General features: G+C 42.4%; 17 protein-coding genes and 2 pseudogenes. 15 read left to right on the top strand and 4 right to left on the bottom strand.

Annotated elements, in window-relative coordinates; all coding sequences use genetic code 11:
• Window positions 1–62 precede the first annotated feature (62 nt).
• Window positions 63–359 (top strand): ribosome assembly RNA-binding protein YhbY, encoded by a 297-nt coding sequence (gene yhbY, locus KHO06_RS04210; protein WP_005425257.1) that lies wholly within the window; start codon window positions 63–65, stop codon window positions 357–359.
• Between the two features lie 92 nt (window positions 360–451).
• On the opposite strand, the gene greA is transcribed toward yhbY, so the two are convergent.
• Window positions 452–925 (bottom strand): transcription elongation factor GreA, encoded by a 474-nt coding sequence (greA, locus tag KHO06_RS04205; RefSeq protein WP_005530343.1) that lies wholly within the window; start codon window positions 923–925, stop codon window positions 452–454.
• 537 nt (window positions 926–1,462) lie between these two features.
• Between greA and KHO06_RS04200 the strand changes: the two are divergent.
• From KHO06_RS04200 to greB, 6 genes and pseudogenes are all read left to right on the top strand, one after another.
• Window positions 1,463–1,969: pseudogene (locus KHO06_RS04200) on the top strand (porin); the annotation flags it as partial.
• A 369-nt stretch (window positions 1,970–2,338) separates the two neighbouring features.
• Window positions 2,339–3,409, top strand: a complete 1,071-nt coding sequence (gene gmtY / locus KHO06_RS04195; protein WP_244858372.1) for a gamma-mobile-trio recombinase GmtY — start codon at window positions 2,339–2,341, stop codon at window positions 3,407–3,409.
• Window positions 3,342–3,611, top strand: coding sequence for a site-specific integrase (locus KHO06_RS26435; protein WP_244858373.1), 270 nt, complete (start codon window positions 3,342–3,344; stop codon window positions 3,609–3,611). The genes gmtY and KHO06_RS26435 overlap by 68 nt, the downstream gene beginning before the upstream one ends.
• On the top strand, window positions 3,611–7,414 hold the full coding sequence (locus KHO06_RS04190; protein ID WP_212581948.1) for a VPA1269 family protein: 3,804 nt from the start codon (window positions 3,611–3,613) through the stop codon (window positions 7,412–7,414). The genes KHO06_RS26435 and KHO06_RS04190 overlap by 1 nt, the downstream gene beginning before the upstream one ends.
• Window position 7,415: 1 nt before the next feature.
• Window positions 7,416–8,039 carry a gamma-mobile-trio protein GmtX gene (gene gmtX / locus KHO06_RS04185; protein ID WP_212581949.1) on the top strand — a complete coding sequence of 208 codons (624 nt, stop codon included), beginning with the start codon at window positions 7,416–7,418 and terminating at the stop codon, window positions 8,037–8,039.
• 18 nt (window positions 8,040–8,057) lie between these two features.
• Window positions 8,058–8,537, top strand: coding sequence for a transcription elongation factor GreB (gene greB / locus KHO06_RS04180; RefSeq protein WP_042604367.1), 480 nt, complete (start codon window positions 8,058–8,060; stop codon window positions 8,535–8,537).
• On the opposite strand, the gene KHO06_RS04175 is transcribed toward greB, so the two are convergent.
• Window positions 8,534–8,848 (bottom strand): helix-turn-helix transcriptional regulator, encoded by a 315-nt coding sequence (locus KHO06_RS04175; RefSeq protein WP_212581950.1) that lies wholly within the window; start codon window positions 8,846–8,848, stop codon window positions 8,534–8,536. The genes greB and KHO06_RS04175 overlap by 4 nt on opposite strands.
• A gap of 98 nt (window positions 8,849–8,946) precedes the next feature.
• Here KHO06_RS04175 and KHO06_RS04170 point away from each other — a divergent pair, with 98 nt between their 5' ends.
• The 7 genes from KHO06_RS04170 (at window position 8,947) to KHO06_RS04140 (ending at window position 20,209) form a co-directional block, all read left to right on the top strand.
• Window positions 8,947–9,477, top strand: a complete 531-nt coding sequence (locus KHO06_RS04170; protein ID WP_212581951.1) for a hypothetical protein — start codon at window positions 8,947–8,949, stop codon at window positions 9,475–9,477.
• On the top strand, window positions 9,471–10,853 hold the full coding sequence (locus tag KHO06_RS04165) for a DEAD/DEAH box helicase family protein (protein WP_212581952.1): 1,383 nt from the start codon (window positions 9,471–9,473) through the stop codon (window positions 10,851–10,853). The genes KHO06_RS04170 and KHO06_RS04165 overlap by 7 nt, the downstream gene beginning before the upstream one ends.
• A gap of 80 nt (window positions 10,854–10,933) precedes the next feature.
• Window positions 10,934–13,030 carry a type I restriction-modification system subunit M gene (locus KHO06_RS04160; protein WP_212581953.1) on the top strand — a complete coding sequence of 699 codons (2,097 nt, stop codon included), beginning with the start codon at window positions 10,934–10,936 and terminating at the stop codon, window positions 13,028–13,030.
• A 14-nt stretch (window positions 13,031–13,044) separates the two neighbouring features.
• Window positions 13,045–14,616 (top strand): type I restriction-modification system subunit M, encoded by a 1,572-nt coding sequence (locus tag KHO06_RS04155; protein ID WP_212581954.1) that lies wholly within the window; start codon window positions 13,045–13,047, stop codon window positions 14,614–14,616.
• The gene (locus KHO06_RS04150) at window positions 14,613–15,854 is read left to right on the top strand and encodes a restriction endonuclease subunit S (protein WP_212581955.1); all 1,242 of its coding nucleotides are present in this window, start codon (window positions 14,613–14,615) and stop codon (window positions 15,852–15,854) included. The genes KHO06_RS04155 and KHO06_RS04150 overlap by 4 nt, the downstream gene beginning before the upstream one ends.
• Before the next feature lie 67 nt (window positions 15,855–15,921).
• Complete coding sequence (locus KHO06_RS04145; RefSeq protein ID WP_212581956.1) at window positions 15,922–18,810, top strand: type I restriction endonuclease subunit R; 2,889 nt, start codon at window positions 15,922–15,924, stop codon at window positions 18,808–18,810.
• Between the two features lies 1 nt (window position 18,811).
• Complete coding sequence (locus KHO06_RS04140; RefSeq protein WP_212581957.1) at window positions 18,812–20,209, top strand: hypothetical protein; 1,398 nt, start codon at window positions 18,812–18,814, stop codon at window positions 20,207–20,209.
• 38 nt (window positions 20,210–20,247) lie between these two features.
• Here the strand turns inward: KHO06_RS04140 and KHO06_RS04135 are convergent, their stop codons facing one another.
• Window positions 20,248–20,505, bottom strand: a complete 258-nt coding sequence (locus KHO06_RS04135; RefSeq protein ID WP_212581958.1) for a bacteriocin immunity protein — start codon at window positions 20,503–20,505, stop codon at window positions 20,248–20,250.
• Window positions 20,502–23,081 (bottom strand): S-type pyocin domain-containing protein, encoded by a 2,580-nt coding sequence (locus KHO06_RS04130; protein ID WP_212581959.1) that lies wholly within the window; start codon window positions 23,079–23,081, stop codon window positions 20,502–20,504. Before KHO06_RS04130 ends, KHO06_RS04135 begins: the two co-directional genes overlap by 4 nt.
• Before the next feature lie 314 nt (window positions 23,082–23,395).
• On the opposite strand from KHO06_RS04130, the pseudogene KHO06_RS04125 reads away from it, so the two are divergent.
• Window positions 23,396–23,890, top strand: a pseudogene (locus tag KHO06_RS04125) (porin); the annotation flags it as partial.
• Window positions 23,891–23,953 lie beyond the last annotated feature (63 nt).

The following is a 23,953-nucleotide window of genomic DNA, read 5'->3' as shown; positions in this document are numbered from 1 at the left end:
AGCAATAGATGGCGTTAAAATAGCTTTTTTCAACCCTTATTTTAAAGAAAATTGGCCGCGTAATGAACCTAAGCACCAAACAAAAGCAGCACCTAAAAGGCCTGGCTCACAGTTTAAAACCTGTTGTGCTAATGGGCGCAAATGGACTTACAGAAGCCGTGCTAGCAGAAATTGAAATCGCTCTTGACCACCACGAACTGATCAAAATTAAAGTTGCATCAGAAGACCGTGAGACAAAACAGCTGATCATCGACGCTATCGTACGTGAGACGGGCGCTGAAAAAGTTCAGACAATTGGTAAAGTACTTGTGCTATACCGCCAGTCTGAAGAGCGTAAAATCGAAATCCCACGTAAGTAATCCCTACTTACGCAGCGGAAGAAGAAAAGGTCGCCATGGGCGACCTTTTTTGCATCTACTGTTTACATCAGCGAATAGACAGCATCGCCTAATTAGATGTACTCAACGCTGTCAATTTCGAAGTCTTTCGCACCACCAGGGGTTTGAATAACCACTTCGTCACCTTCCATCTTACCGATCAGGCCACGAGCAATTGGAGAACTGATTGAAATACGACCTGCTTTAATATCTGCTTCGTCGTCACCAACGATTTGGTAGGTTTTCTCTTCTTCTGTATCACAGTCAATTAGAGTAACCGTTGAACCAAAAATCACCTTACCAGTGTTGTCCATCGATGTTACGTCAATTACTTGAGCAACAGACAGTTTGTACTCAATGTCACGAATTTGTGCTTCACAGATACCCTGCTCTTCACGAGCTGCGTGGTATTCAGCGTTTTCTTTCAAGTCGCCTAGTTCACGCGCTTCTGCGATTGCTTCTGAAATTTGCGGGCGAAGCTTTAGTAGACGATCAAGCTCGGTACGTAGCAATTGTTCGCCACGTAGTGTCATTGGAACTTTTTCCATTATATAACCTCAAGGCCAAAGGTGTCTTTGGACAAAAAAAGCCTACCCAATCATGATGATTGGGTAGTACGTTCAAAGATTCTGTTTTGATTAGTTTAAACAAACTGGGATATGAAATCACCCTAATTCGATTTTGCCATCCAGTTGCGTGCTTAATACCTTGTCATCAATGGCTTTTAGATTTAACCATCATCGCAGTTTATTGAAAAACAACACTGTTCATTACACTAAAAACATCAAAAAAGATAAAAACAAATCAATGTCAGGCCAATGTCATCGCGATACAAACCATTATTTAACAAAAACTTACAAAACAAAAGCAAATAATTGAACACTGTTCATTAGTTGGATTTATATCATTTTACTAACTCATAAGGAAACTTTAGCAGTAAAACATGTCCGGCAAGTTGTTACGTCATCGGTTTTTCGAATGTGGGCGATTCTCACGAATGAAACCATACGCATAACGATAACTTGTGAGAGATAACCTCTCCCCCATAAAACAATGATTATGGACAGCTAACTAGGACAAATAAGATGAAAAAGACTCTAATTGCTCTTTCTGTATCTGCAGCAGCTATGGCAACTGGCGTTAACGCAGCTGAGCTTTACAACCAAGACGGTACTTCTCTAGAAATGGGCGGCCGTGCTGAAGCACGTCTATCTATGAAAGATGGCGATGTAGCGGACAACTCTCGTATCCGTCTAAACTTCCTTGGTACTCAAGCAATCAACGACAACCTATACGGTGTTGGTTTCTGGGAAGGTGAGTTCACTACAGCTGAAAACGGCGGCGTAGACGGCAACAGCAATCTAGACACTCGTTACGCATACGCTGGTCTTGGCGGTGCTTTCGGTGAAATGACTTACGGTAAAAACGACGGTGCACTAGGCGTTATTACTGACTTCACAGATATCATGGCTTACCACGGTAACTCTGCTGCTGACAAACTAGCTGCAGCTGACCGTTCTGACAACATGTTCTCTTACAAAGGTCAATTCGAAAACCTAGCAGTTAAAGCTAGCTACCGTTTTGCTGACCGTGTATTAGTTCTACTCTTAAGAGCGTACTAATAGCTAAAATACTACTTCTAAATATCTGATATTAAGCTGGTCTGTTTTTATAGCTGAGTCATTTGAATTAGTGAGAACCATCAACTATATACTAAGTAGTATGTTAAGAACTCCTTAGTATTTGAGGTGATCTATGAACTATGAGAAGCGATGGACGGGTTGGAGTGAGTTTTTAGAGAATAGTCGTCGATTCCCTGATAGTAATGAGCAGGAATGTAAAAATGCACAGCAGTTTAAACATGTTCCTATAAATATGACCCGTTATTACGCCAAGAACTAGTCTGGATGGCGTGACTACTTCAAACAGGCAAAGAAATGAGCTTCGTAATCAAGCGCTCAGTGAACTACAAAGCTAGTGCAAGCCGGCCCTCATTTCGCTTTCCTGCGCTTTTTACTGAAAATGGTTTGCTGATTTCTCACTTGAGATTTTTGCATGAGAATCGCTACAAATCTCAGTCGTGGCTAGAGCGCAATACCTTCGCTGTAGAGCTTCTTTTAAAGTACATAGAGCGCCAATTATTAAGCGCCTCATCGGCTACAGATCTACTAAGAGCTTTTGTTGAAGCGTTACAGTTCGGAACGATTCAAGATGGGCAAGATAACTCTGGTTTGTTCTGGTCTCCTCGAAGAAGTGAAGATGTGAATGTTCTTCTTCGTCATATCACTGATTACTGCGACTACTTAGACACAATCCATGGTACTGATTTACCGAAGCTAAATCCCTTGAAGAAAGCCAATTATGTCGAAGAACGCTTGCAGTGGTGTGCTTACTACAGAAGGCACAGTCGTAGTTTCCTGAATCACTTAGCTAAACCATCCCGACAGCAATTCTCAGTTGTTAGAAAGATTCGAGGACCTGAGAGGCACCTAGTTGATATCGAAGCGGTATATCGCTTTCCAGAAGACCGAATTGAAGACTTACTGCTGCATGGGTTTGTTTCTGCTTCAGGAGAACCGGATTATGGTAGTCAGTTAATCGTAATGTTGATGCATTTTGGTGGGTTGAGATTGTCGGAGTGTTTTCATATATATGCTCATGATGTTCATCTAGATGAGAAATCCGGCTCAGCTCTCATATCGGTTTTTCACCCTAGTGATGGAAAATCTCCTGACAAGCGGTTTAGTAGCCGAAGAGAATATTTGGCTCATGTATACCAACTTAGTCCACGAACTGACTATCCGAGAAGCCATAGGCTCTACGCTGGCTGGAAAGGACCTTTGCTTACAAATCGCAATCTGTCTTTTGATGTCATGTTTTATCCACTAAGTAAAGCCGTTGAGTTCACTCTGTTACTACAAAAATACCTTTCGGTTAAGCCAGCTTCAGAATCTCCTTTCCTATTTGTTAACTCAAAAGGCGATACTGAGAGTAAAAAAAAATTTCAATCAAAAACACAATCGAGCAGTTAAACGAATCGGACTCGAACCTTCCAAATCGCGAGGGACGACCCCACATGCACATCGACATTCCTACGGCTATAGATTAAGCCAAGGAGGTTTCTCTCAACTAGAGATTCAAAAAGCGATGCATCATAAAAGCCCTGACAGTTGCTTGGTTTACTTGACACCTTCTGACGACGAGGTTCGTCAGCAAATGAGAGGCGCTCACTGATGAAAAAGTTTTACGCAACCATAAACCAAGCAAGTAAAGCGGCGATAGGATTGGGTATTCAATCGCTGACGGAATATAAGCAGCGTTACAAAGAAGATGAGCGTCTTCCCTCGCATCCAAATAAGGCTTATGCCAATGATTGGGTTGATTGGTTTAGTTTTCTGGATAAAGAAAAGCGGTCTTTGTATTCGACATATGCAGAGGCCAGCGAAGCGGTGATAGAATTGGGCATTCAATCGCTGGCGGAATATAAGCAGCGTTACAAAGAAGATGAGCGTCTTCCCTCGAGTCCAAATAAGGCTTATGCCAATGATTGGGTTGATTGGTTTAGTTTTCTGGATAAAGAAAAGCGGTCTTGGTATTCGACATATGCAGAGGCCAGCGAAGCGGCGATAGGATTGGGCATTCAATCGCAGCCTGAGTATTCGCAGCGTTACAAAGAAGATGGGCGTCTTCCCTCGAGTCCAAATAAGGTTTATGCCAATGATTGGGTTGATTGGTTTAGTTTTCTGGATAAAGAAAAGCGGTCTTTGTATTCGACATATGCAGAGGCTAGCGAAGCGGCGATAGGATTGGGCATTCAATCGCTGGCGGAATATAAGCAGCGTTACAAAGAAGATGAGCGTCTTCCCTCGCATCCAAATAAGGCTTATGCCAATGATTGGGTTGATTGGTTTAGTTTTTTGGATAAAGAAAAGCGGTCTTGGTATTCGACATATGCAGAGGCCAGCGAAGCGGCGATAGGATTGGGTATTCAATCGCAGCCTGAGTATTCGCAGCGTTACAAAGAAGATGAGCGTCTTCCCTCGAGTCCAAATAAGGCTTATGCCAATGATTGGGTTGATTGGTTTAGTTTTCTGGATAAAGAAAAGCGGTCTTTGTATTCGACATATGCAGAGGCCAGCGAAGTGGCGATAGGATTGGGTATTCAATCGCTGGCTGAGTATTCGCAGCGTTACAAAGAAGATGAGCGTCTTCCCTCGTGTCCAAATCAGTTTTATAAAGATGATTGGATCAACTGGATTCAATTCTTATTGCCCAGAGATATATCTAATCTGAAACAGTTCAAAACAGCATGTGCGATTCTAAAAATCAAAGACTCTGCTCAATATAGAGTTACGCAGAAGAACTATCCTCAATTACCCTCCAAACCTGAAAAAAGAATACCTGACTGGAGCAATTGGTATGACGCTCTCGATATACCACGACCTTATGGATATGACGAACTAGTCGCTTTAGTTCGAAGCAAAGGTGTTTTCAGTCTCGCTGAATATGCGAAGCTTCGATCAGAGTCCAACGACCCTAGAATGCCAGCCAAACCAGAAGAGTATTATCACGGAAAGGGCTGGACTAACACTTATGACTTCTGGGGAGTAAAACGACCGTACCAGGTAAAATACTTTACCGATGAGTGGTCTTTGTGGGCTGAGACGTTAAAAGAGTTTCTCAAGTCTGCACGTGGTGGAGATACCAAAGCGAAAGACCTGTGTGAATTTGTTCGTGAATACATTGAGCCAAATGGTTTTGAAACATCCCCGTTGGAGTTTCTTACTCGTGGCTCGACAAACATTCAACCCATGCTGAATCTGTTTGAACAAGTTCCAGTGACTCGAAGAAAAAAATGGGCATTCTCAATCAATGAGTTCTTAGATTGGATTATCTCGAGTTATCTTATTTTGGAAGACACAGAGACGGGAGAAATTACCCATATCAAGGGCGCTAAAAACCCTTTTAGTCACATCAACTTTAATGGAGAGACTGCTCCTCAAGTGATCAATGAAACAGACAAGATGGCTCTGCCCTATCAATATGTAAAAGCAGGGCGAGATTGGATATTTCCATTGGACTCTGTAGAGAAAAAGTTAAGCTATCGGGATTTAGCTCATTTGCAGCGTTTTTCATCAGATTGGGTGCAAATCAAAGACAGCTCTATCCTTGATGAGAGTGATCCTGACTGCGTTTTCAAAGTTGAAAATGGAAAAACCTACCTTTGGTTTCCAACATACTGGACCTATACATACTCACTAATGCAACTCCCCGCACGAGGTATGCAAATTATTTATTGCGATTCTGGAGAAGCCGATCAAGAACTCGCCGACTTTAAGAATAATAAAGTCGTTTGGAAGAAAAATAGGACTAAGTTAGCTGGCCTAACCAATCGGCAGAGCATGGTGAGTAAGTCAGGGCAAGGAGAGTTCGGTGTTCACTACACGTCCAACAAAACTAAGTTTGATGGTTCGGGTTACACGATTCCTTTCATGCCCATAGAGCTTGCGTATTGGTTGGTAAAGCTGAGAAAGTGGCAACAGAAATATAATCCACTTGAGGAGCCAACGAAATGGCTTGATTGTGAGCGCACCAATCTAAACGAAGTCCAGCGTAAGCAAAAAGGGTCTAATTGCTTTTTATTCCGAGACTATCTAGAGAAAGAGCCAGGGACATTTGGTGGCAGACTAACGACACGGCTCGCAGCTGCGCTATATTTCTCTGGCAAGAATGATATTAATACGGCTACCTACAAAGGGCTGAAATACGATCAATCGATTAAAGAGTTTGAAAATAGCCAAACGATACCGCTTTCACACTTCAAATCCCCTTATACTCCACACTCAATGCGCGTCAGTCTGATTAACGCGTACGCCTTTGAATTTGGTATTCCTTTGGAAGTCATTATGAAGTTGGTCGGTCACTCCAGCATTCTGATGACAATCTATTATACCAAGAGCGGTAAAACAGGCGCCAACTTGCGAGAAAAAATGGATGTGGGAGAAAAGGAGGCGATAAGCAAAGCAACTCAGACGCTCAAATCCTTTGTGGAGCAGCAGCGAATTGAAGAGGTGAAATCACAGTTGGTAGGCTCATCTGTGGATCTACTGAATTCACTAGACAATGCTCGGCCGGCCTCCAGCTATCTTTGGAAAGACTTTGGTATCTGTCCGGTGGGAGGTGCTTTTTGTTCAGAAGGAGGCTGCCCTGTAGCCACAAAAGCCAACATATATCACCCCGTGCCAGCAGGTTATTTAGGTGAGCAGAACTGTTTTCAGTGTCGATTCTTTATCACCGGTCCTGCTTTTTTGGTTGGACTTGCCGCCATGTTCAATGAGATAAGCCTAGCCGTAAATACGCAATCTATACGTTACACTGCACTTGGTCAGAAGCTTGATAATATTGCAGAGAAGATAGATGTCATTGATCACCAGCTTTACAAAATTAAAGCGGACAGCTCAGAGAAGTCAGCTTTAGAGTCTGATAGACGTGGGTTAGTTGGGAAACGTACGCACTTGAACTCGGAAATTGAAACACGAGCGAAGAAGCTAGATTTGTACCTCTCGGACATGAATGCGATTCACCGACATATCCATAATTGTCAAACCCTTATGCGTAAGCCTCAGGAAAACACGGAAAAGCACTATCAGCTTATTGTTCCGCATGAATTCACTCTAGGTGTTGAGCTAGATGAAGTAAGCAGCTTTCATCAGCTATCAGAGGTATGCTCGAACGCAGAGCTGTACCATAGTTGTAGTGATGATTTAGCAGTTACCAGACGCTCCCAAATGATCGACAAGATGATGGCCGAAAACGGTATTCAGCCGCAATTCTTCTTACTGTCAGAAGAAGAACAGCTTGCAGTGGGGAATCAGTTAACAGAGCTAATGCTGACACGGTTGAAAGGCTGGGAGAACGTTGACCGTCTCATGGATGGGAGTTTGACCCTAAAGGACTTATCGATAGATAACCAGTTCGACGAAAAGACGATTCGTGAATTGTTTGAGAAGTCGAAACCAGTAAAAAGGATCGGTTAGCATGTCAGAAATTACCCCTGAGCAAGTACTGAGTCAGCTAAAAAAGAAAGCGTCATCTCGGGTACAGAACTCATTAGAGGCCGTGTTTACCATATGCAAGGAACAACAAGAACGCGGATTGAACGACTTTAGTTATTCAACGATAGCTCGACTTGGAAAAGGGCGAGGTGTTCCAGCTGCACAAAGTATCCGGAACAAGACGGGAGAATCGTACCGAACCTTAATTGCTAGTTTCAACTCTTCAGCAAAAGACCAACCAAGGTCGGCGCGAAGCACTTCAAAAGGTAAGATGCACGCTTGGATTGATGAACTAGACGATCCAGTCGTTAAGCTTCAAGCCAATATTCTCTATGCTCAAAAAAAGGAAGCGGAACGACTACTTAATGAAGTAGTGCCTATCAATCAGGTCATTGAAGTGTTCGATAATGTTGATGTGTCCTTTGCGTCTATCAAGCTCACTGAGCTGGAGCGAAGCGCATTGGAGTACCTCATTTCTAGTGAGTTTTTACGCAGACACCAATTGGAGCTTGGAAAAAATGGCAGTATAGTTTCGACTGATACTCAAAAGTCTTTTTTCCCTGTCGCAACTTTGGATGCAATCAAAAAGGCTTTACAGAACTTATAAATAACTTGGATTGTAGAAGTGAAAACAAAACTAATCACCAGAGAAGGTTATAACAAACTCAAAGCGGAACATGACCATCTGTGGAATGAGAAGCGTCCAGAGATTACCAAAATCGTCACATGGGCAGCTAGTTTGGGTGATCGCTCGGAAAACGCTGACTACACCTTCAACAAACGCTTACTTCGTCAAATAGACCGTCGTGTGCGCTTTCTTCGTAAGTTTCTGCCTGAAGTGACCATTGTTGACTACTCTCCTCAACAAGAAGGAAAGGTCTTCTTCGGAGCTTGGGTTGAGATTGAGAATGAAGCCGGTGATGTTAAGACATTCAGAATTGTTGGTCCTGAGGAAATTTATGGCGGCGCAAAAGACTACATCTCAATTGATTCACCAATGGCGAGAGCATTGTTGAAGAAGGAAGTAGATGACGAAGTAACGGTACGCACACCTGAAGGTGACAAAGAATGGTTCGTTAACTCTATTAGCTACAACAAACCTTAACTCTCTTCGGAACCGCTCAACTTATTGATAAGCTCTTGCCTCTCTTCTTCACTCAATTTTGCAATCAGGCAGGCCAACTTGGCAGAGCTTTCTTCCTCACAAAAGAAATAGTTCAAAGGGACGCCTAGCTCGTTAGCAATGAGCTTTAGAGTCTGTATGTCTGGAGCGTGTTTTGCTTTCTCATACTGATTCATTCTGGCACTTGCCGAACCCTCATCCATACCTATTCGCACCCCCAAGGCTTTCTGGGAGAGTTTGGCTTTTTTGCGTGCTTTTTTAAGTCGCGCTGGGATTGGGCTAGTAAATGACATTTTCGGTTCATTTGTGAAAACCTATATTAACTAAGATTTTCTTAGTTTTATTCATTTCTGTATACTAAGCAATCCTTAGTTTTGTGTGTGGGCGGGAAATGAAACGTTCTATAAGAATCAGTGCAGTAATGCATAAGTTGTTGGTTGAAGATGAAATGGACGGGTTTTCTGTCGTTGAGGTGAGAGATGCTTCATTGAAACTTGAAGAAGGTACACAGAACTCTGATGAGGCTCGGAAGAAGGTTTATCGCCAAATATGGCAATATCAACAAAGGGGTTGGCTGCGAAGTGAAGGTAAAGGAAGAAACAAAAAGTACTTTCAAACCGAACAATTTAGAGAACTTCAGACAGTGCCTCGAAAAAAAGCCAAACGTGAAGTTTTAAGAAAAGAATGTTCTCCAGACTACTCGATTTTGCTTCGTGAGAGTAATGAATATAAAGGCGAATTAGAGATCGTACTTGGTGAAATCGATGAATATCAATCACTAAGATGCCGTTTCCCTGAGCTAGAGAATCGATTAACCCCATTGTTACAGCAAGCAAGAGAACGTTCAGCGCACTTGCTTGGCAAAATAAATGGATTAACGAACCTCCTTAATACTCTCTCAGAGGGGAGCCAACCGTGCTAAGACAGTGGCAGACAGAGTGCGCTGCAAAAGCTATCCAGAAATTTAGAGCAAAGCACCAACACTTTTTCTGCCAAGCGACACCGGGAGCCGGAAAAACCGTACTTGCGGCAACAGTTGCATCAAGACTACTTTGTGATGATTTGATCGACCTTGTGTTATGTTTTTCTCCATCTTTAACGGTAGCTGATGGAATCAAAAGAACTTTTTCTCAGACTCTGAATTGCACTTTTAATGGTGGCCTAGGCTCTATTGGGCAATCGCTAACATATCAATCAATCCAATTTCTCAACGACGAGTTTTGGCAGACGTTACGTAATCATCGAGTGTTTGTTGTCTTTGATGAAATTCATCACTGCTCTGGATCTGACTTTGAAAATGCAAATGTTTGGGGGCAACAAGTGCTAGCCAAGATACAGGGTTTAGCAACCTATACGTTAGCTATGTCAGGGACTCCGTGGCGCTCAGATTCTCTACCTATAGTCATGTCCGAATACAGTGATCCAGAAGGTAAGCTTTTGGTTGATTACCAATACACTTTGAGGCAGGCGATCGTAGACAAGGTTTGTCGAGTTCCAAAGTTGGTTTTGGTTGATAGTGAGCATCTCTCTGTGAGCAACGAAGATAAAGTGGAGTCGTTTTCTTCAATCTTAGAAATGCTCAAGCAGACCAGAACCTCATATCAAAGTGTTATACATAACCAGGAAGCGATGGAGTATTTACTCGGCCTTGGTTGTAACAAGCTTGCAGAAATACGTTCTCTCTCGCCCAATGCGGGAGGTTTAGTCGTGGCCTCTTCTGTTCAGCACGCTCAAGCAATCCAAAAGATACTCTCTCAAAAGTACTCTCAATCTGTATCAATCGTTACTTATCGCCATGAAGAGCCATTAGCTGAAATAGAACGCTATCGTCAAAGTGATGCTCAATGGATTGTCAGCGTTGGAATGATCAGCGAAGGCACTGATATACCTCGACTTCAAGTTTGCTGTCATATGAGCGCGGTGAAAACTGAGCTGTACTTTAGGCAAGTACTGGGGCGTATTCTTCGGGTAAATGGAATAGAAAATCAACAGGCGTGGCTGTTCACTTTTGCAGAGCAAAGTTTGATTCAATTTTCTGAGCGGATTGAGCAAGACATTCCTGACTCTTGTATGTTTGCGAAAATAGAGAGTTTGATAGCGTTTGAGTCAGAATCTCAACGTACTTGCTTAAGTGGTCATGGTCTCTTAGAAGATCGAGAACAAGTAAAATCAAAGTTGGTTTGGAGTAGTGCTATCAGCACCGAACTTAACTCAACCGGATCTCTTAGTGCAATCGATGAACTTAGATTGGGAGCTTTTAAGCAGCGCGTAATCTCAGCTTTTCTAGCCACTTCATAGTTTAAAAATGATCTCTGTACTCTTGTTAGCTTTAAGTTTCAGTTACAATGCGCTTCTTCATCATATGTAACTGTACTTCTATGGACGATAAACAAAAACAAGAACTTAAGAGCAAGATTTGGCGTGTTTCTGAATCCTTGCGTGGAAATATTAGAACAGAGGAGTTCCGTGTTTATTTTCTAGGGTTAACTTTTTATCTCTTTATTTCTCTGAAGCTTGAACGATATGCAGATGAGTTACTTCGTGGTGAGGGAGTTCGATTCCGTGATATCGAGGACTTGAATGAAGAAGGCAATAACTACATCGAAGATATTCAAGAAGAAGCCTTGCATGAACTCGGGTATTTCTGTCGACCTTCCGAGTTATTTCATAACGTGGTTCAGGCCAGCACTACAGATGATTATATAGCTGAGTTGTTGGATGATACCCTTAGAAAGATCGAGTACCGTTCACTGGGACATCTTTTTGATGGAGTGTTTACTAGCATAGACTTTTACTCCCCAAAGTTAGGCAAAACAACCAGAGAGCGTAATAGAGTCATTGCCAGTATTTTGATTGCTTTGAACGATTTTAATATTCAGGATGATCAAAATATTTCATGGGGTGACTTCTATGAGTACTTGATTAATATGTTTGCAGGCGCAGCGGGCAATCGAGGTGGGGAGTTTTATACCCCTAAATCGATTTCCAAATTAGTGTCGAAACTTGTCATAATAGGTGGCGATGATATTCAGTCGATTTATGACCCAGCATGTGGCTCAGCCTCTATGCTATTGAATGTTGCATCTGAAACTAACAATTCTGATGTGAAGTTATATGGACAAGAGATTAACTTTGAAACATATAACTTGGCACGCATGAATATCATCTCGCATGGTATTCCACAGGCTGACTTTGACTTAGCTCATGGTGATAGCCTTGAAGATCCGACTCATCTAGACCAAAAGTTTGATGTGGTTGTTTCTAACCCACCATTTTCTTCCTCCTGGTCACCCTCTCCTTTGCATTTTAGGGATGAACGTTTTGCTCGTTATGGAAAGCTAGCTCCGAAAAATAAGGCAGACTTTGCTTTCATTCAGCATATGCTTTGCCAACTTAAAGATGATGGTTTAATGGTTTCCATCGTTTCTCATGGTGTGCTATTTCGTGGTGGTTCCGAAGGTGAAATTAGACGTCACTTATTGGCTGGACTGAACTGTCTAGATGCAGTTATAGGGCTACCTGCTAACTTATTCTTAGGTACTTCAATTCCAGTTTGTGCTCTGATATTCAAGAAAAATCGAAATAAAGGTGATGGCGTTCTTTTTATAGATGCTAGTCAGCTTTTTGAGAAGAAAAATAGGCGTCGTTTCATTGATGATAAGTCGATAGATAAAATACTGACGGCAGTCGACGCACGTAAGACAGACAGCGGCTTTTCAAAAGTAGTTTCACTTAAAGAAATTGAGCAAAATGACTTTAAACTCTCAATCTCAGATTATGTGGATGTTATTCCCCATACCAATATCTCGAACTTTGCAGACTTCCATAGAGCGGTAAGTAAACTAAACCCAGATTTTGCAGTGTTCCGAGGTGTTGAAAATAAAGCATATAAGCTAGAGCCTTCTATTATGCGTTTGGGGTATGACAAAGAAGATGAGCTCATTAATGCAGAAAAAAGGCTGTTCAAACACTTTAAAGAACAAGCTATTCCTCATTTAGAATATAATCCAAGTAATGATTGGGAGTGGCTTGCACTCGCACAGCATCACGGTTTACCTACACGTCTACTGGATTGGTCTAGAAACCCTCTTGTCGCTCTGTATTTTGCGATTGAATCTGAGAGTGATACAGACGGTGCTGTCTATATCCTTACAGACAGAAAAGATCCTTTTGACATGGATAAGCAGATGAAACCCTTAGAGTTGACCTCAAAAGATGAGGTTAGGAAGTATATGCCAGCGAATTTAACACCAAGAATTATTGCCCAGAGCGGCTTGTTCACAGTGCAAACCAATTTGATGGCACCATACGAGCCTAAAGGGTTAACAAAGCTCATCATACCTAAAAATGCCAAAGTAAGGATTAGGAAAGACTTATCTCGCTACGGGGTAAACCGTTATACAATCTATCCCGGATTAGATGGGCTGTCATATCACTTGAAGTGGTCTAACACCAAGCAAACTCAAACGAATTAATTTGGACACAAGTAATGGTCGAACAACACCAACAAGAACTAAAGAAACAGCTTTGGAACATCGCCAACACCCTTCGTGGTAACATGTCTGCCGATGACTTTCGTGATTACATCCTTGGCCTAATCTTCTACAAATACCTTTCAGATAAGCTAAATCGCTACGCTAATGAATTGCTTTCAGAAGATGGTATTCAGTTCGCGCAAATCGATGAGAAGAGCGAAAAAGGCAAAGAGTACCTAGAGGCAGTCCAAGAAGAGGCGCTAGACAAACTCGGTTACTTCTTTAAGCCATCAGAGCTGTTTCATGTGGTTGCTGAAGCTGGTGCTAATGGTGAGTTCATTCTTGATGATGTGCGTGATGTTTTGAATGACATCGAGCAAAGCACTATGGGAGCAGACAGTGCCGACGACTTTAACGGCCTGTTTGATGAACTCGACCTAACATCAAACAAGCTAGGTAAAACGCCAGATGCTCGTAACAAACTAATTGCTAAAGTATTGGAACACCTAGATAACATTGATTTTCACTTAGAAAACAGTGAGATTGATATTCTTGGTGATGCTTACGAATATCTCATTGGCATGTTCGCCAGTGGTGCGGGTAAAAAAGCTGGCGAGTTTTATACGCCGCAGATGGTTTCTAAGCTGTTAGCTAAGCTTGTGACACTTGATAACCCAAATCTAAAGTCTGTTTATGATCCAACGTGTGGTTCTGGTTCGTTACTATTGCGTGTTGCGAAAGAAGCCAACAACCCAGACTTAAAGTTCTACGGGCAAGAGCAAAACCCAAGTACTTATAACTTAGCTCGTATGAACATGATCATGCACGATGTTCATTACAATCGCTTCGACATTCAGAATGACGATACGTTAGAAGCTCCAGCGCATATTGAGCAACGCTTCAGCGCAGTAGTGGCTAACCCTCCATTCTCTGCTGGTTGGTCAGCTAACCCTTTACACCTAAACAATGAGCGTTTTTCTGACTACGGTAAGCTTGCACCTAAATCTAAAGCGGATTTTGCTTTTGTTCAGCACATGGTTCATCAACTTGATGATGGAGGAACGATGGCTGTGGTATTGCCTCACGGTGTGTTGTTCCGCGGCGCGGCAGAAGGGCATATTCGGAAGCATCTAATCAAAGAGAAAAACTATCTGGATATGGTGATTGGTTTACCTGCTAATATCTTCTTTGGCACGCCCATCCCTACTTGTGTTCTTGTACTAAAGAAAAATCGAAAAGCTGACGATGATGTGTTGTTTATTGATGCCAGCAACCATTTTGAGAAAGGCACTAATAACAATTTTATGCGCGAAGAGGATTTACAGCGTATTTTAGATGCTGTCGCTAAGCGTCAAAAGATTGATAAATTCGCTTTTGCAGCAACCCCTGCTGATTTAAAAGAGAATGAATATAACCTAAATATCCCTCGTTATGTGGATACTTTTGAAGAAGAAGAAATTGTAGATTTGGCGGAGGTATCAAAGCGGCTAGTCACGAATGATAATGCCATGCTGGATACAAATAGTACAATTGCAGCGTATTGTTCAGAACTAGGTATTGATACTCCTTTTGAGGTAAAAGCATGAGTTTTAAAGAACCAATGCTATCGTTTGATAAAGAAGCGCATTACCCTATAACCACTAATGACGCTGTAAAGTCTATATCTTCAGGTGTAAGTGTTAACTCAGAAGATACACCTATAACTAGTGATACTCAGCTTGGAGTACTTAAAACTAGTTGTGTCTCAAGTGGCCGCTTTATTCCTAGTGAAAACAAAACCATTCTGGCTTCTGAGTTTTCTCGCATAAAGCAACCGGTTGAATCAGGGACGATAATTTTTAGCCGAATGAATACTCCACTATTAGTCGGAGAGGTTGGGTATGTTTCATCGTCTCATAAAAACTTATTTTTACCAGATCGACTCTGGGCAATAAAGACTAAAAGCGGCTACGATCCTCGATGGTTAGCCAATTACCTTACAACGCCCAAAATCAAGTTTCGATTAAAAGAGCTAGCTACAGGTACAAGTGGCAGCATGAAAAATATTTCACAGCCAAGTTTCTTAGGTATTCAATTACATTCGCCAAAACTTGAAGTACAACAAAAAATCGCTGACTTCTTAACTTCCGTCGATACTAAAATCAGCCAATTAACCGAAAGGCAACGCTTACTCAAAGAATACAAAAAAGGTGTAATGCAGCAGATTTTTAGCCAGCAAATTCGCTTTAAAGATGAAAATGGCAATGCGTTTCCTGATTGGGAAGAGAAACCTCTGAGCCAATTAGCATCAAAAATAACGACTAAAAATAAAGGTAGGTTAGTAAAGGCTGTACTAACGAATTCAGCAAAGTATGGGATAATTTCTCAACAGGACTATTTTGAAAAAGATATAGCGAAAGGGGATAATACCGACAACTATTGTGTGGTTGATATTAATGATTTTGTTTATAACCCGAGAATATCTGAGTTAGCGCCTGTTGGTCCAATTGGTAGAAACAAAATTGAACAAGGAGTGATGTCTCCGCTGTACTCTGTTTTTCGCTTCAATTCGAAAGTTTGTCTAGATTTCATGGAGTACTTTTTTAAAGGGACAACATGGCATAAGTACATGCATAGTGTTGCTAACTTTGGTGCAAGGCATGATCGAATGAATATATCAAGTGCAGACTTGATGGCACTTTCATGCCCATGTCCGTGCTCTGATGAACAGAAAAAAATAGCTCGTTTCTTAAAAACTATCGATCTCAAAATTGAGGGCGTTGCAGAGCAGATAGAACAAACCAAGCAGTTTAAAAAAGGCTTACTTCAACAGATGTTTGTGTAATTTCTTAATGTATAGCTCTGTCTGCTAGAGCTGTACATGAAAGCACTCAAGGATATTAAATCGTCAAATGGCTTATCAATCAGAACAACAATTAGAAGATAACTTAATTGCTCAGCTTGGCACTCAAGGTTTTGAAGTTATTGCGCCTAGAGACAATACTGCGCTTGAAGCTAACCTAAAGGCTCAACTTGAGAAAGTGAATGAATGCACGCTTTCGGATACTGAGTTTCGTCAGGTATTGGGTAAGCTAGAGAAGGGCAATATCTTCACCAAAGCGAAGACATTGCGTGATCAGCTTGATGTCACCTTGGATAATGGTGACAGCCGACATCTAACTCTGTTGTTTGATGAAGCCAGTAAAAACAAGTTTCAGGTTGCCCAGCAAATAACGGTGAAGGGTATCTATACCAACCGATATGATGTGACGGTATTGGTAAATGGTCTTCCTTTAGTGCAAATCGAACTCAAGCGACGTGGCATAGAGCTAAAAGAAGCATTCAATCAAGTTAAACGCTATCAAAAGCACTCGTATCATGCCAACCACGGTCTGTTCAATTATGTTCAACTGTTCGTGATTTCAAATGGGGTTAATACACAGTATTTCTCCAATAATAGCGAGATGTCCGCTAAGCAAACTTTTGATTGGACGGATTTTGATAATAAGAAAATCAGTCAACTTCCGAGCTTTGCTAGTGCTTTCCTAACAACACCGCATTTAACAGCGATGCTGACTAAGTACATTGTCTTGAACGAGACAGGAAAGTTCTTAATGGTGCTGCGTCCGTATCAGTTCTATGCGGTGGAAGAGATCATTAAGCAAGTCAGAACTACAGACTTGAACGGTTACATATGGCACACCACGGGTTCTGGCAAAACGCTGACATCTTTTAAAGCTGCACAGATTATGACTTCATTAAGTGAAGTCGATAAAGTCGTTTTTGTTGTTGACCGTAAAGACCTCGATTACCAAACAGCGTTAGAATTTAATGCTTTTGCCAAAGGTTGTGTCGATAGCACAGACAATACCAACATGCTGTTTCACCAGCTAATCGATAAGCCAATCAAAGGCAAAAAGATTAACGAAAATCGCAACAACAAACTTGTCGTCACTACGCTGCAAAAACTCAATAATGTGGTGACTAAAAAGCGCTACCTAAGTGAGATGGAAGCACTGAGAGATAAACGTATTATCTTTATCTTCGATGAGTGCCACCGAAGCCAGTTTGGTGATACACACCAGAATATTACCCAGTTCTTCCAAGGGGCTCAGTTGTTTGGTTTTACGGGAACGCCAATCTTTGCTAAAAACGCAGTGGCTAAAAAGTCCATAAAGAAAACCACAAAAGACCTTTTTGGCGAATGTTTACACCCTTATGTGATCGTTGATGCCATTCGTGACAATAACGTTCTTAAGTTTGCCATCGAGTATGTGGGGCGCTATCAATACAAAGATGGCTCGAACAACAACCTTGATATTGAAGTTGAAGATATCGACACCAAAGAGCTTTTAAGCTCTCCTGCGCGTCTTGATAAGATTACCGACTACATTATTGCTCATCACCGAAGAAAGACACACAGTCGCGATTACAACGCAATGTTCTGTGTATCTGGTGTACCAGAGCTGATCCAATACTACGAGTTGCTTGCTAAGAAGAAAGCGGAAGGTAAACACAACCTTAAAGTTGCGACCATTTTTAGCTATGAAGCCAATGAAGAGGAAGAGTACGAGCTAGGTAATGGTGATGCGGTAGAGATTCAAGAAGTCGCAGCGAAGTATCTTAATGATGGAGATGCTGTAAAACTGCACAGCCGAGATAAGCTTGAGTCTTTCATCGGCGACTACAACAAGATGTTCGGCACAAACTATACAACCAAAGATAGCGAGTCTTTCTATAACTACTACAAGAACATCTCTAAGCGAGTGAAAGCCAAAGAGATCGATATTCTTTTGGTAGTCAACATGTTCCTGACTGGCTTTGATGCTCCAAGGCTAAATACCCTGTATGTCGATAAGAGCCTGAAACACCACGGGTTGATTCAAGCCTTTTCGCGCACTAATCGCCTGCTGGATGAAACCAAGTCTCACGGTAATGTGGTGTGTTTCCGCAATCTCAAAACTGCGGCTGATGATGCTTTCAAAATGTTCTCCAATAAGCAGCCGACCGAAGTGATTGAAATGCCATCATACGATGATCTGATGGCCGATTTTGATAAGGCATATGCCGCACTCATTTCGATCACGCCAACGGTAGATTCAGTCGATAGCTTGCCAGATGAAGAGGCACAAGCGTGGTTTGTCAGACAGTTCCGCGAACTGATGCGTTTAAAAAACATGCTTGGTAACTTTGCTGACTTCGACATGGATGCCACTGAGATGAGCGAGCAAGAGTTTCAGGACTTCACCAGTAAATACGCTGACTTGAATCGCCAGTTGCGTGAGAACTCAACTAAAGAGAAAGTTTCGATATTGGATGATGTCGACTTTGAACTTGAGTTGATGCACCGAGATGAAGTGAATGTCGGTTACATCCTTCACTTACTGCGAGAGCTACACGAAGAGGAAAGTACGGAAGAGAAGGCTCGTAAACGTCAGGTTATCGCCAACCTAATCGGGTCAGATCCAACGCTTCTTAGTAAAAAGGCTCTTATCGAGAAGTTCATGAATGATCACCTCGAAGGTATCCCGGCACACGCCGATGTTGAAGAAGAGTTTGAGTTTTTCTGGGAAAAAGAGAAACGTAAAGCACTAGAAAGCATGGCTAATGAGGAAAATCTAGATACTGAGAAGCTAGAGATTCTGGTTAACCGTTATGAGCTTAGTGAAGAGATGCCACTACGTGATGATTTCGCAGGAACACTGCAAACAAAGCCGACAATATTACAGCGTAAGAAAATTGTTGGACGCTTGGCTGAAAAGTTTAAAGGGTTTGTCGATACGTTTATTGGTGGTTTTTAGAGTGAGTGAAACTGTAAAGGAACTCTTTGAGTCAGTTAGTAGCAATGTAAATAGCCGGATCACAAGTCCATTTTTCGGGGCTTTTATTGTGTCATGGGGCATTTTTAACTGGGATAAATTAGCTCTGTTATTTTTTGGGCGTCAAAGTGTTGATAGTCGTGTCTCCGTTTTCAAAAACTCCGTTGAATGGCTTTCTATTGGACATAACAATGTGTGGGATACTTTGTGGTGGCCATTAATTCTATCTTGCTCCTATCTACTTATTTCTCCTTACTTGCATCTAACTATTCAGCAAATCCAAAAACATAGTGAAAAACTAAGATATGGTCACAAAGTAGACCAAGATGTTGATAAAGAATTAGATCGTGGTCGATTAGTGAAAGCGACAGCAAAGGCCAACTTACAAGATAAGGTCGCGGAAGATGAAGTGCGAGCTGAGATTGAAAACTCAGTTGCCAGAACTAAAATGCTGCAAGAGCAAGCTGCCGCCTCTGAAGCCAGAAAGAAACTAATTGAAGAGAAGTACCTTGAGGCGCAAGAAAAAGCTAAAGAGTTGAGACTCAATAACGAAGCTTTGGCACGTAAAGAAGCTAAAAAAGCGCAAGAAGCAAAGAAAGCTGCGTTTGCTTTTGAGAGAAGCAAAGCTGAACATGAAAACGAACTAATCACTCTCCGATTGCCATTTGTATATCAATTCATGAATACCCTTTCGGATAGCTTGAGTGATGATGAAAGACGATACTCGTTATTCCATTTGTCAGAAATCATCGCTGCAACCTTCGGCTACAAAGATTTTGACCAATTGATCAACGATGCATCATTCACAGCCAAGAACATAAAAAAGATAAAGTACCTCTCGTACGACTCGGAAACTTTATTTGATTGTTTGAATAATGTAGTCGAATCAGAAAATGAAGAAGATTATGACTCAAGCTGGTTGTTCGAACATATCCAAATGACGTTGGATCAATATTCATTGCAGTTACAAGACTTAGACAGTGTAGCTGAAGAAGCGATCAATGAACTTTGGGATGCCGACTTGATTGGAGACATTGTTAATTCTGACGCAGGAAGTTCAGAAACAGCCACTACGAACGTTGATTGTTTTGACCAACTAGACGATTTAGAAAGAACAGGATATCGGTGGGTAAATGGTGAAGGGCTCTACATTCGTTACTCTTGTAATCTTTCAGGAGATAGTCACCCTGACAAACCGTTTTCTGGGGATACAATTCACGTAGACTTTGAAGTTAAACATCCGTTAGTAATTGGTGAAGCTGGTCTGGGTGAATTCGAGATGTGTGATGTTAAAGCTCGGGGAAAAGACTATTCAGATGAAAGTGACTGGGCACACTTAAATTTAGGTAATAAACCTGCTGAAGCCAGTACTGAGTTTTAGTTGACTTTCAAAAGGCGTCACGATGACGCCTTTACTCCTTACTCTTTGAAGCAGGGAAGCCCCTGGCTAACACGCCAATCTTTCACTATTTTTACTATCCCTTCAGGCGTATCCTCACCCGGGTTCTCTGGGTAGTAAATTAAGTCTGAACCCGCAGGATGCTCGGTTATTTCCTCAAAAATATCAAGCAGTTCGTCAAGGACTTCATCTGAATCTGATGCATTCTCTTTAAAAATATCTTCGACAAAGCGCAAGAACTCAGCTTCGTTGTAGTCCGTTATACTTTTTTTACTCACTTCATACCTCTATGAATATCAATATGATTTTTGGGTGTGGTCACTTTTAAATTATCTAAATCGTAAACCTTGCCACCATTCTGCACTTCATCTACATGATGTAGCTCAAAAGATTTTCTCTTTCCTACTTTATCTCGACTTCTTGCTTTAGGAGCCTTCCCTAACCCGATTCGAATTTGGTTTTGTGCATTAAATTGTCCCTTTAAATCGCTGTCTTTAGATACCTCTAACCAGAATGCTTTTCGAAACGCATCAAAGCTGCTGAATTCTTTTCCTCTCAGCTTATCAGCTATTTGAGAGGGTATTGGGGCTCCTAAGTCCTTACCTGCACCTGCCAACCAAATGCCAAAGATATCTTCGCCTTTCCCGGTAACGACTCCGGGCTTATCCCTCGGGCTTTCTTTGTAAACCACATAGAGCGGAGCAATACCTGAGCTTTCCGGGAATACCAAGATCGCATCACGCCAGTCTTTCTCTTCTGGCGCAGGCGTAACCGTGACGTTAGCATCGCTATCCGAGTGGATTGGCGTGACCAGTATATCGTCTTTTTCAAAGCCATCACTATGATCGGGCGTGCTTTGCCAACTTGCTTCACCGTTTTCTTCTGGTGTCCAATAGATGGTTGGTCCGTTCTTTTCAATCGCAACGGACAGTTGGCCATTATTTCCCTGTTTCACGTATTTGATGGGGATGCGCGTGTCGTCTACATGATAGCCCTGCACGTGCGGGTAAAACTCTCCATCTTGGGGCTCGGTAATGTGGACACGAACGCGGCTTTGCGCCGTGGTCACCTGGCGTAAATCTTGGTCTGTGTATTGGGTGTTATCGCCAAACAAGCTTTGCTGCATGGCAAACAAGGCGCCAATGCCTTCTACTTGCCAGCGGTAGCCCTCAACGATTTTATCTTTCAATGTACCTGCCAGTTTATCCAACTGCATCGCCGCGGTTTGGGTTTGTTGCGTTTGCTCTGGTGAGCCGGCGACAGCTGCGGAACTTCCCATGGCCATTTGTGCTTGTGTTGCTTGAATGGCGGGTATGACAGCGGCAGGATTTGCATTCGCTTGCGCAAAGAAGAATGACCAAGGGCCGAAGTTACTGATTGACTCTTGTTGGTCACCAATTTCAATACACCCTTCTGGCCTGGTGCAGGATTTAGCGAACACGAGCGAGCTTGTGGCGTCTTTTAAGTTAAGGATGGCGACATCACCTTCGACGAAATCGGCAGCGTTGATGGCTCTATGGGTGGTTAGCCAAAGTAATGCGTCGCTGTGCTGATAATGGCTGTTGCGGATGTTGTTGTAAGTTTGTGGGCGCAGTGGCGGAAAGGTGTCCTTTTTGTCCGGTGCTTGTTTTTGCTGTGCTTCTGCAACAACAATTTCATCACCAATTGCGAGTGATAGAGGGTCGGCCTCAAACACTGGGTTAAGCGAGAGCAAGGCTTTAGCTCCCATACCATACTGTTCAGCTATGCTCTGCCAGGTTTCCCCCGCAACTACGATGTGCGTTGCTGCGGTTTGTTCTGCTTCCGTCTCATCGTTGTTATCTTCTACGCGTGCTTCTTCCGGCTGTTTAGCTGCATCAAACAGTGCAGGAATATCCAACTTTATCCCGTTTTCGCTCAGCCAATCTTCACTGAGGTTATCGAGCTCTTCTCGTGTGATTTGGCGCTCAAGATAAATGATGAATTGGTTCTCAAGGACTTGGTTGGCCAACTTCCAATACACCAATATAGCGCTTTGGTCTTTGGTAAAACCACGCTCATTATTGAGCTTGTCTTGTGTCGATCGCGTAGCGTAAAACGCCCACTTTTCTTGTCCGAGAATTTTGTACTCTTGGACCAGTTCACCATCATTAAAGTGGTAGTAATAGCCCTCTGTCGGCAAGCCTAGGCGTTCGCCCAATCGTACAGCCGGAACGACAGGTATAAAACCTTCCTCAGTTTTATGGCTGCCAGCTTTTTGTAGTGTGACGGCTTCCAGTGGCGTCAGCCCGAGATTGTCATCGGCGATGTGGATATTTAAACGCTTTGGCTCATCAAACACACATAACGCTGTGTAGCGGGTACCTTGCTCGGTATTGGCTTGCTCCCAGCGGGTTACCGCGTTCTCTTTTTCAGTTTTCGCTAAAGCAAAGTCACTGTGCACCATTTTCTTTATGGTGGCATCCGAGCAGCCAACTTCGAAGCTGTACTCGAATTCCTTGGTGATCTCCTCTTCACTTTCGGTTGCTATTGGCTGCGGCGTGTAAGCTCGTTCGAGTGTCGCGGTCTCTACAATACGTGTGCTGTACCCTCCCGTTGCTCTGGGGATTTTAGTCTTTGCTAACAATTCCTTAGTCGCATCATCCGAAAATGCAGAGATAACCTCAGAGTTTAGGCGCCATGTTTTAGGACCAATTGGGTCGTTGTAACTCAGAAGTGCGGGAATTTGAGGTGTATCACTCACGAGTACGAGCTTACCCTCGTGGAGGTGTTGTTTTAGCTGCTCAAAGGTAAGATGAGCAGGAATAGCAGAGACGACATCTGCTTCCGCGAGGTTGTGGAAGTTGCCCTCTATCAACCCGAATTCATGGGACATCAATTCCGAAAGCGGGAGAACTTTGTATGACACGATTTAACCCAAGTTAAGCCAATAATGCCTCTACTTCGCAAAAATCACGCCATTTGCATTAGTCATTAAAAACAATGGGTTACATATACAGTGCTATTAGGTTGTTCAAAATATTGTCGAATTTTCTAATTTATTGGAAATCTAGCCAACTTATTGCGGAGACTTCGAAAGGTAGGTGGGAATTTTGAATAGTATGCCTAAAGGTTATGCATACTAATTATAATCGCTTTAAAATCAGTATCATATGAATAATATTATGAGAATTATAGTTCTATTTGATAGAAGACAACGGCGAATACAAAGACAACGGCGAAGATGGCTACTCTCTATCTGCAATCTACACACTAGGCGACACTGGTCTTGACCTAGGTGCTGGTTACGCAGATCAAGCTGACGCTAACGAATACATGCTTGCTGCTTCTTACACTATGAGCGACCTATACTTCGCTGGTGTATTCACTGACGGTGAAAAAGAAGCAACATTCAAGAACACTGTAGATTACACAGGTTACGAGCTAGCAGGTGCTTACACTCTAGGTCAAACTGTGTTCACTTCTACATACAACAACGCAGAAACTAACGGCGAAACGTCTGCAAACAACTTCGCTGTTGACGCGTCTTACTACTTCAAGCCTAACTTCCGTGGCTACGTATCGTACAACTTCAACCTAATTGATGCTGGCGATTCAATGGGCTCAACTACTGCTTCTAACTACAAAGCTACTAAAGCTGACGCAGAAGACGAGCTAGCTCTAGGTCTACGTTACGACTTCTAATTCAGTCTTACGACTTGAAGATAAAATGCCCGCACAACGCGGGCATTTTTTATATCCAGAATT

Origin of the sequence: Vibrio sp. B1FIG11 (assembly GCF_905175335.1) — a bacterium.
Taxonomy (GTDB): Bacteria; Pseudomonadota; Gammaproteobacteria; order Enterobacterales; family Vibrionaceae; genus Vibrio; species Vibrio campbellii.
This window is presented reverse-complemented; position numbering and strand designations above follow the sequence as displayed.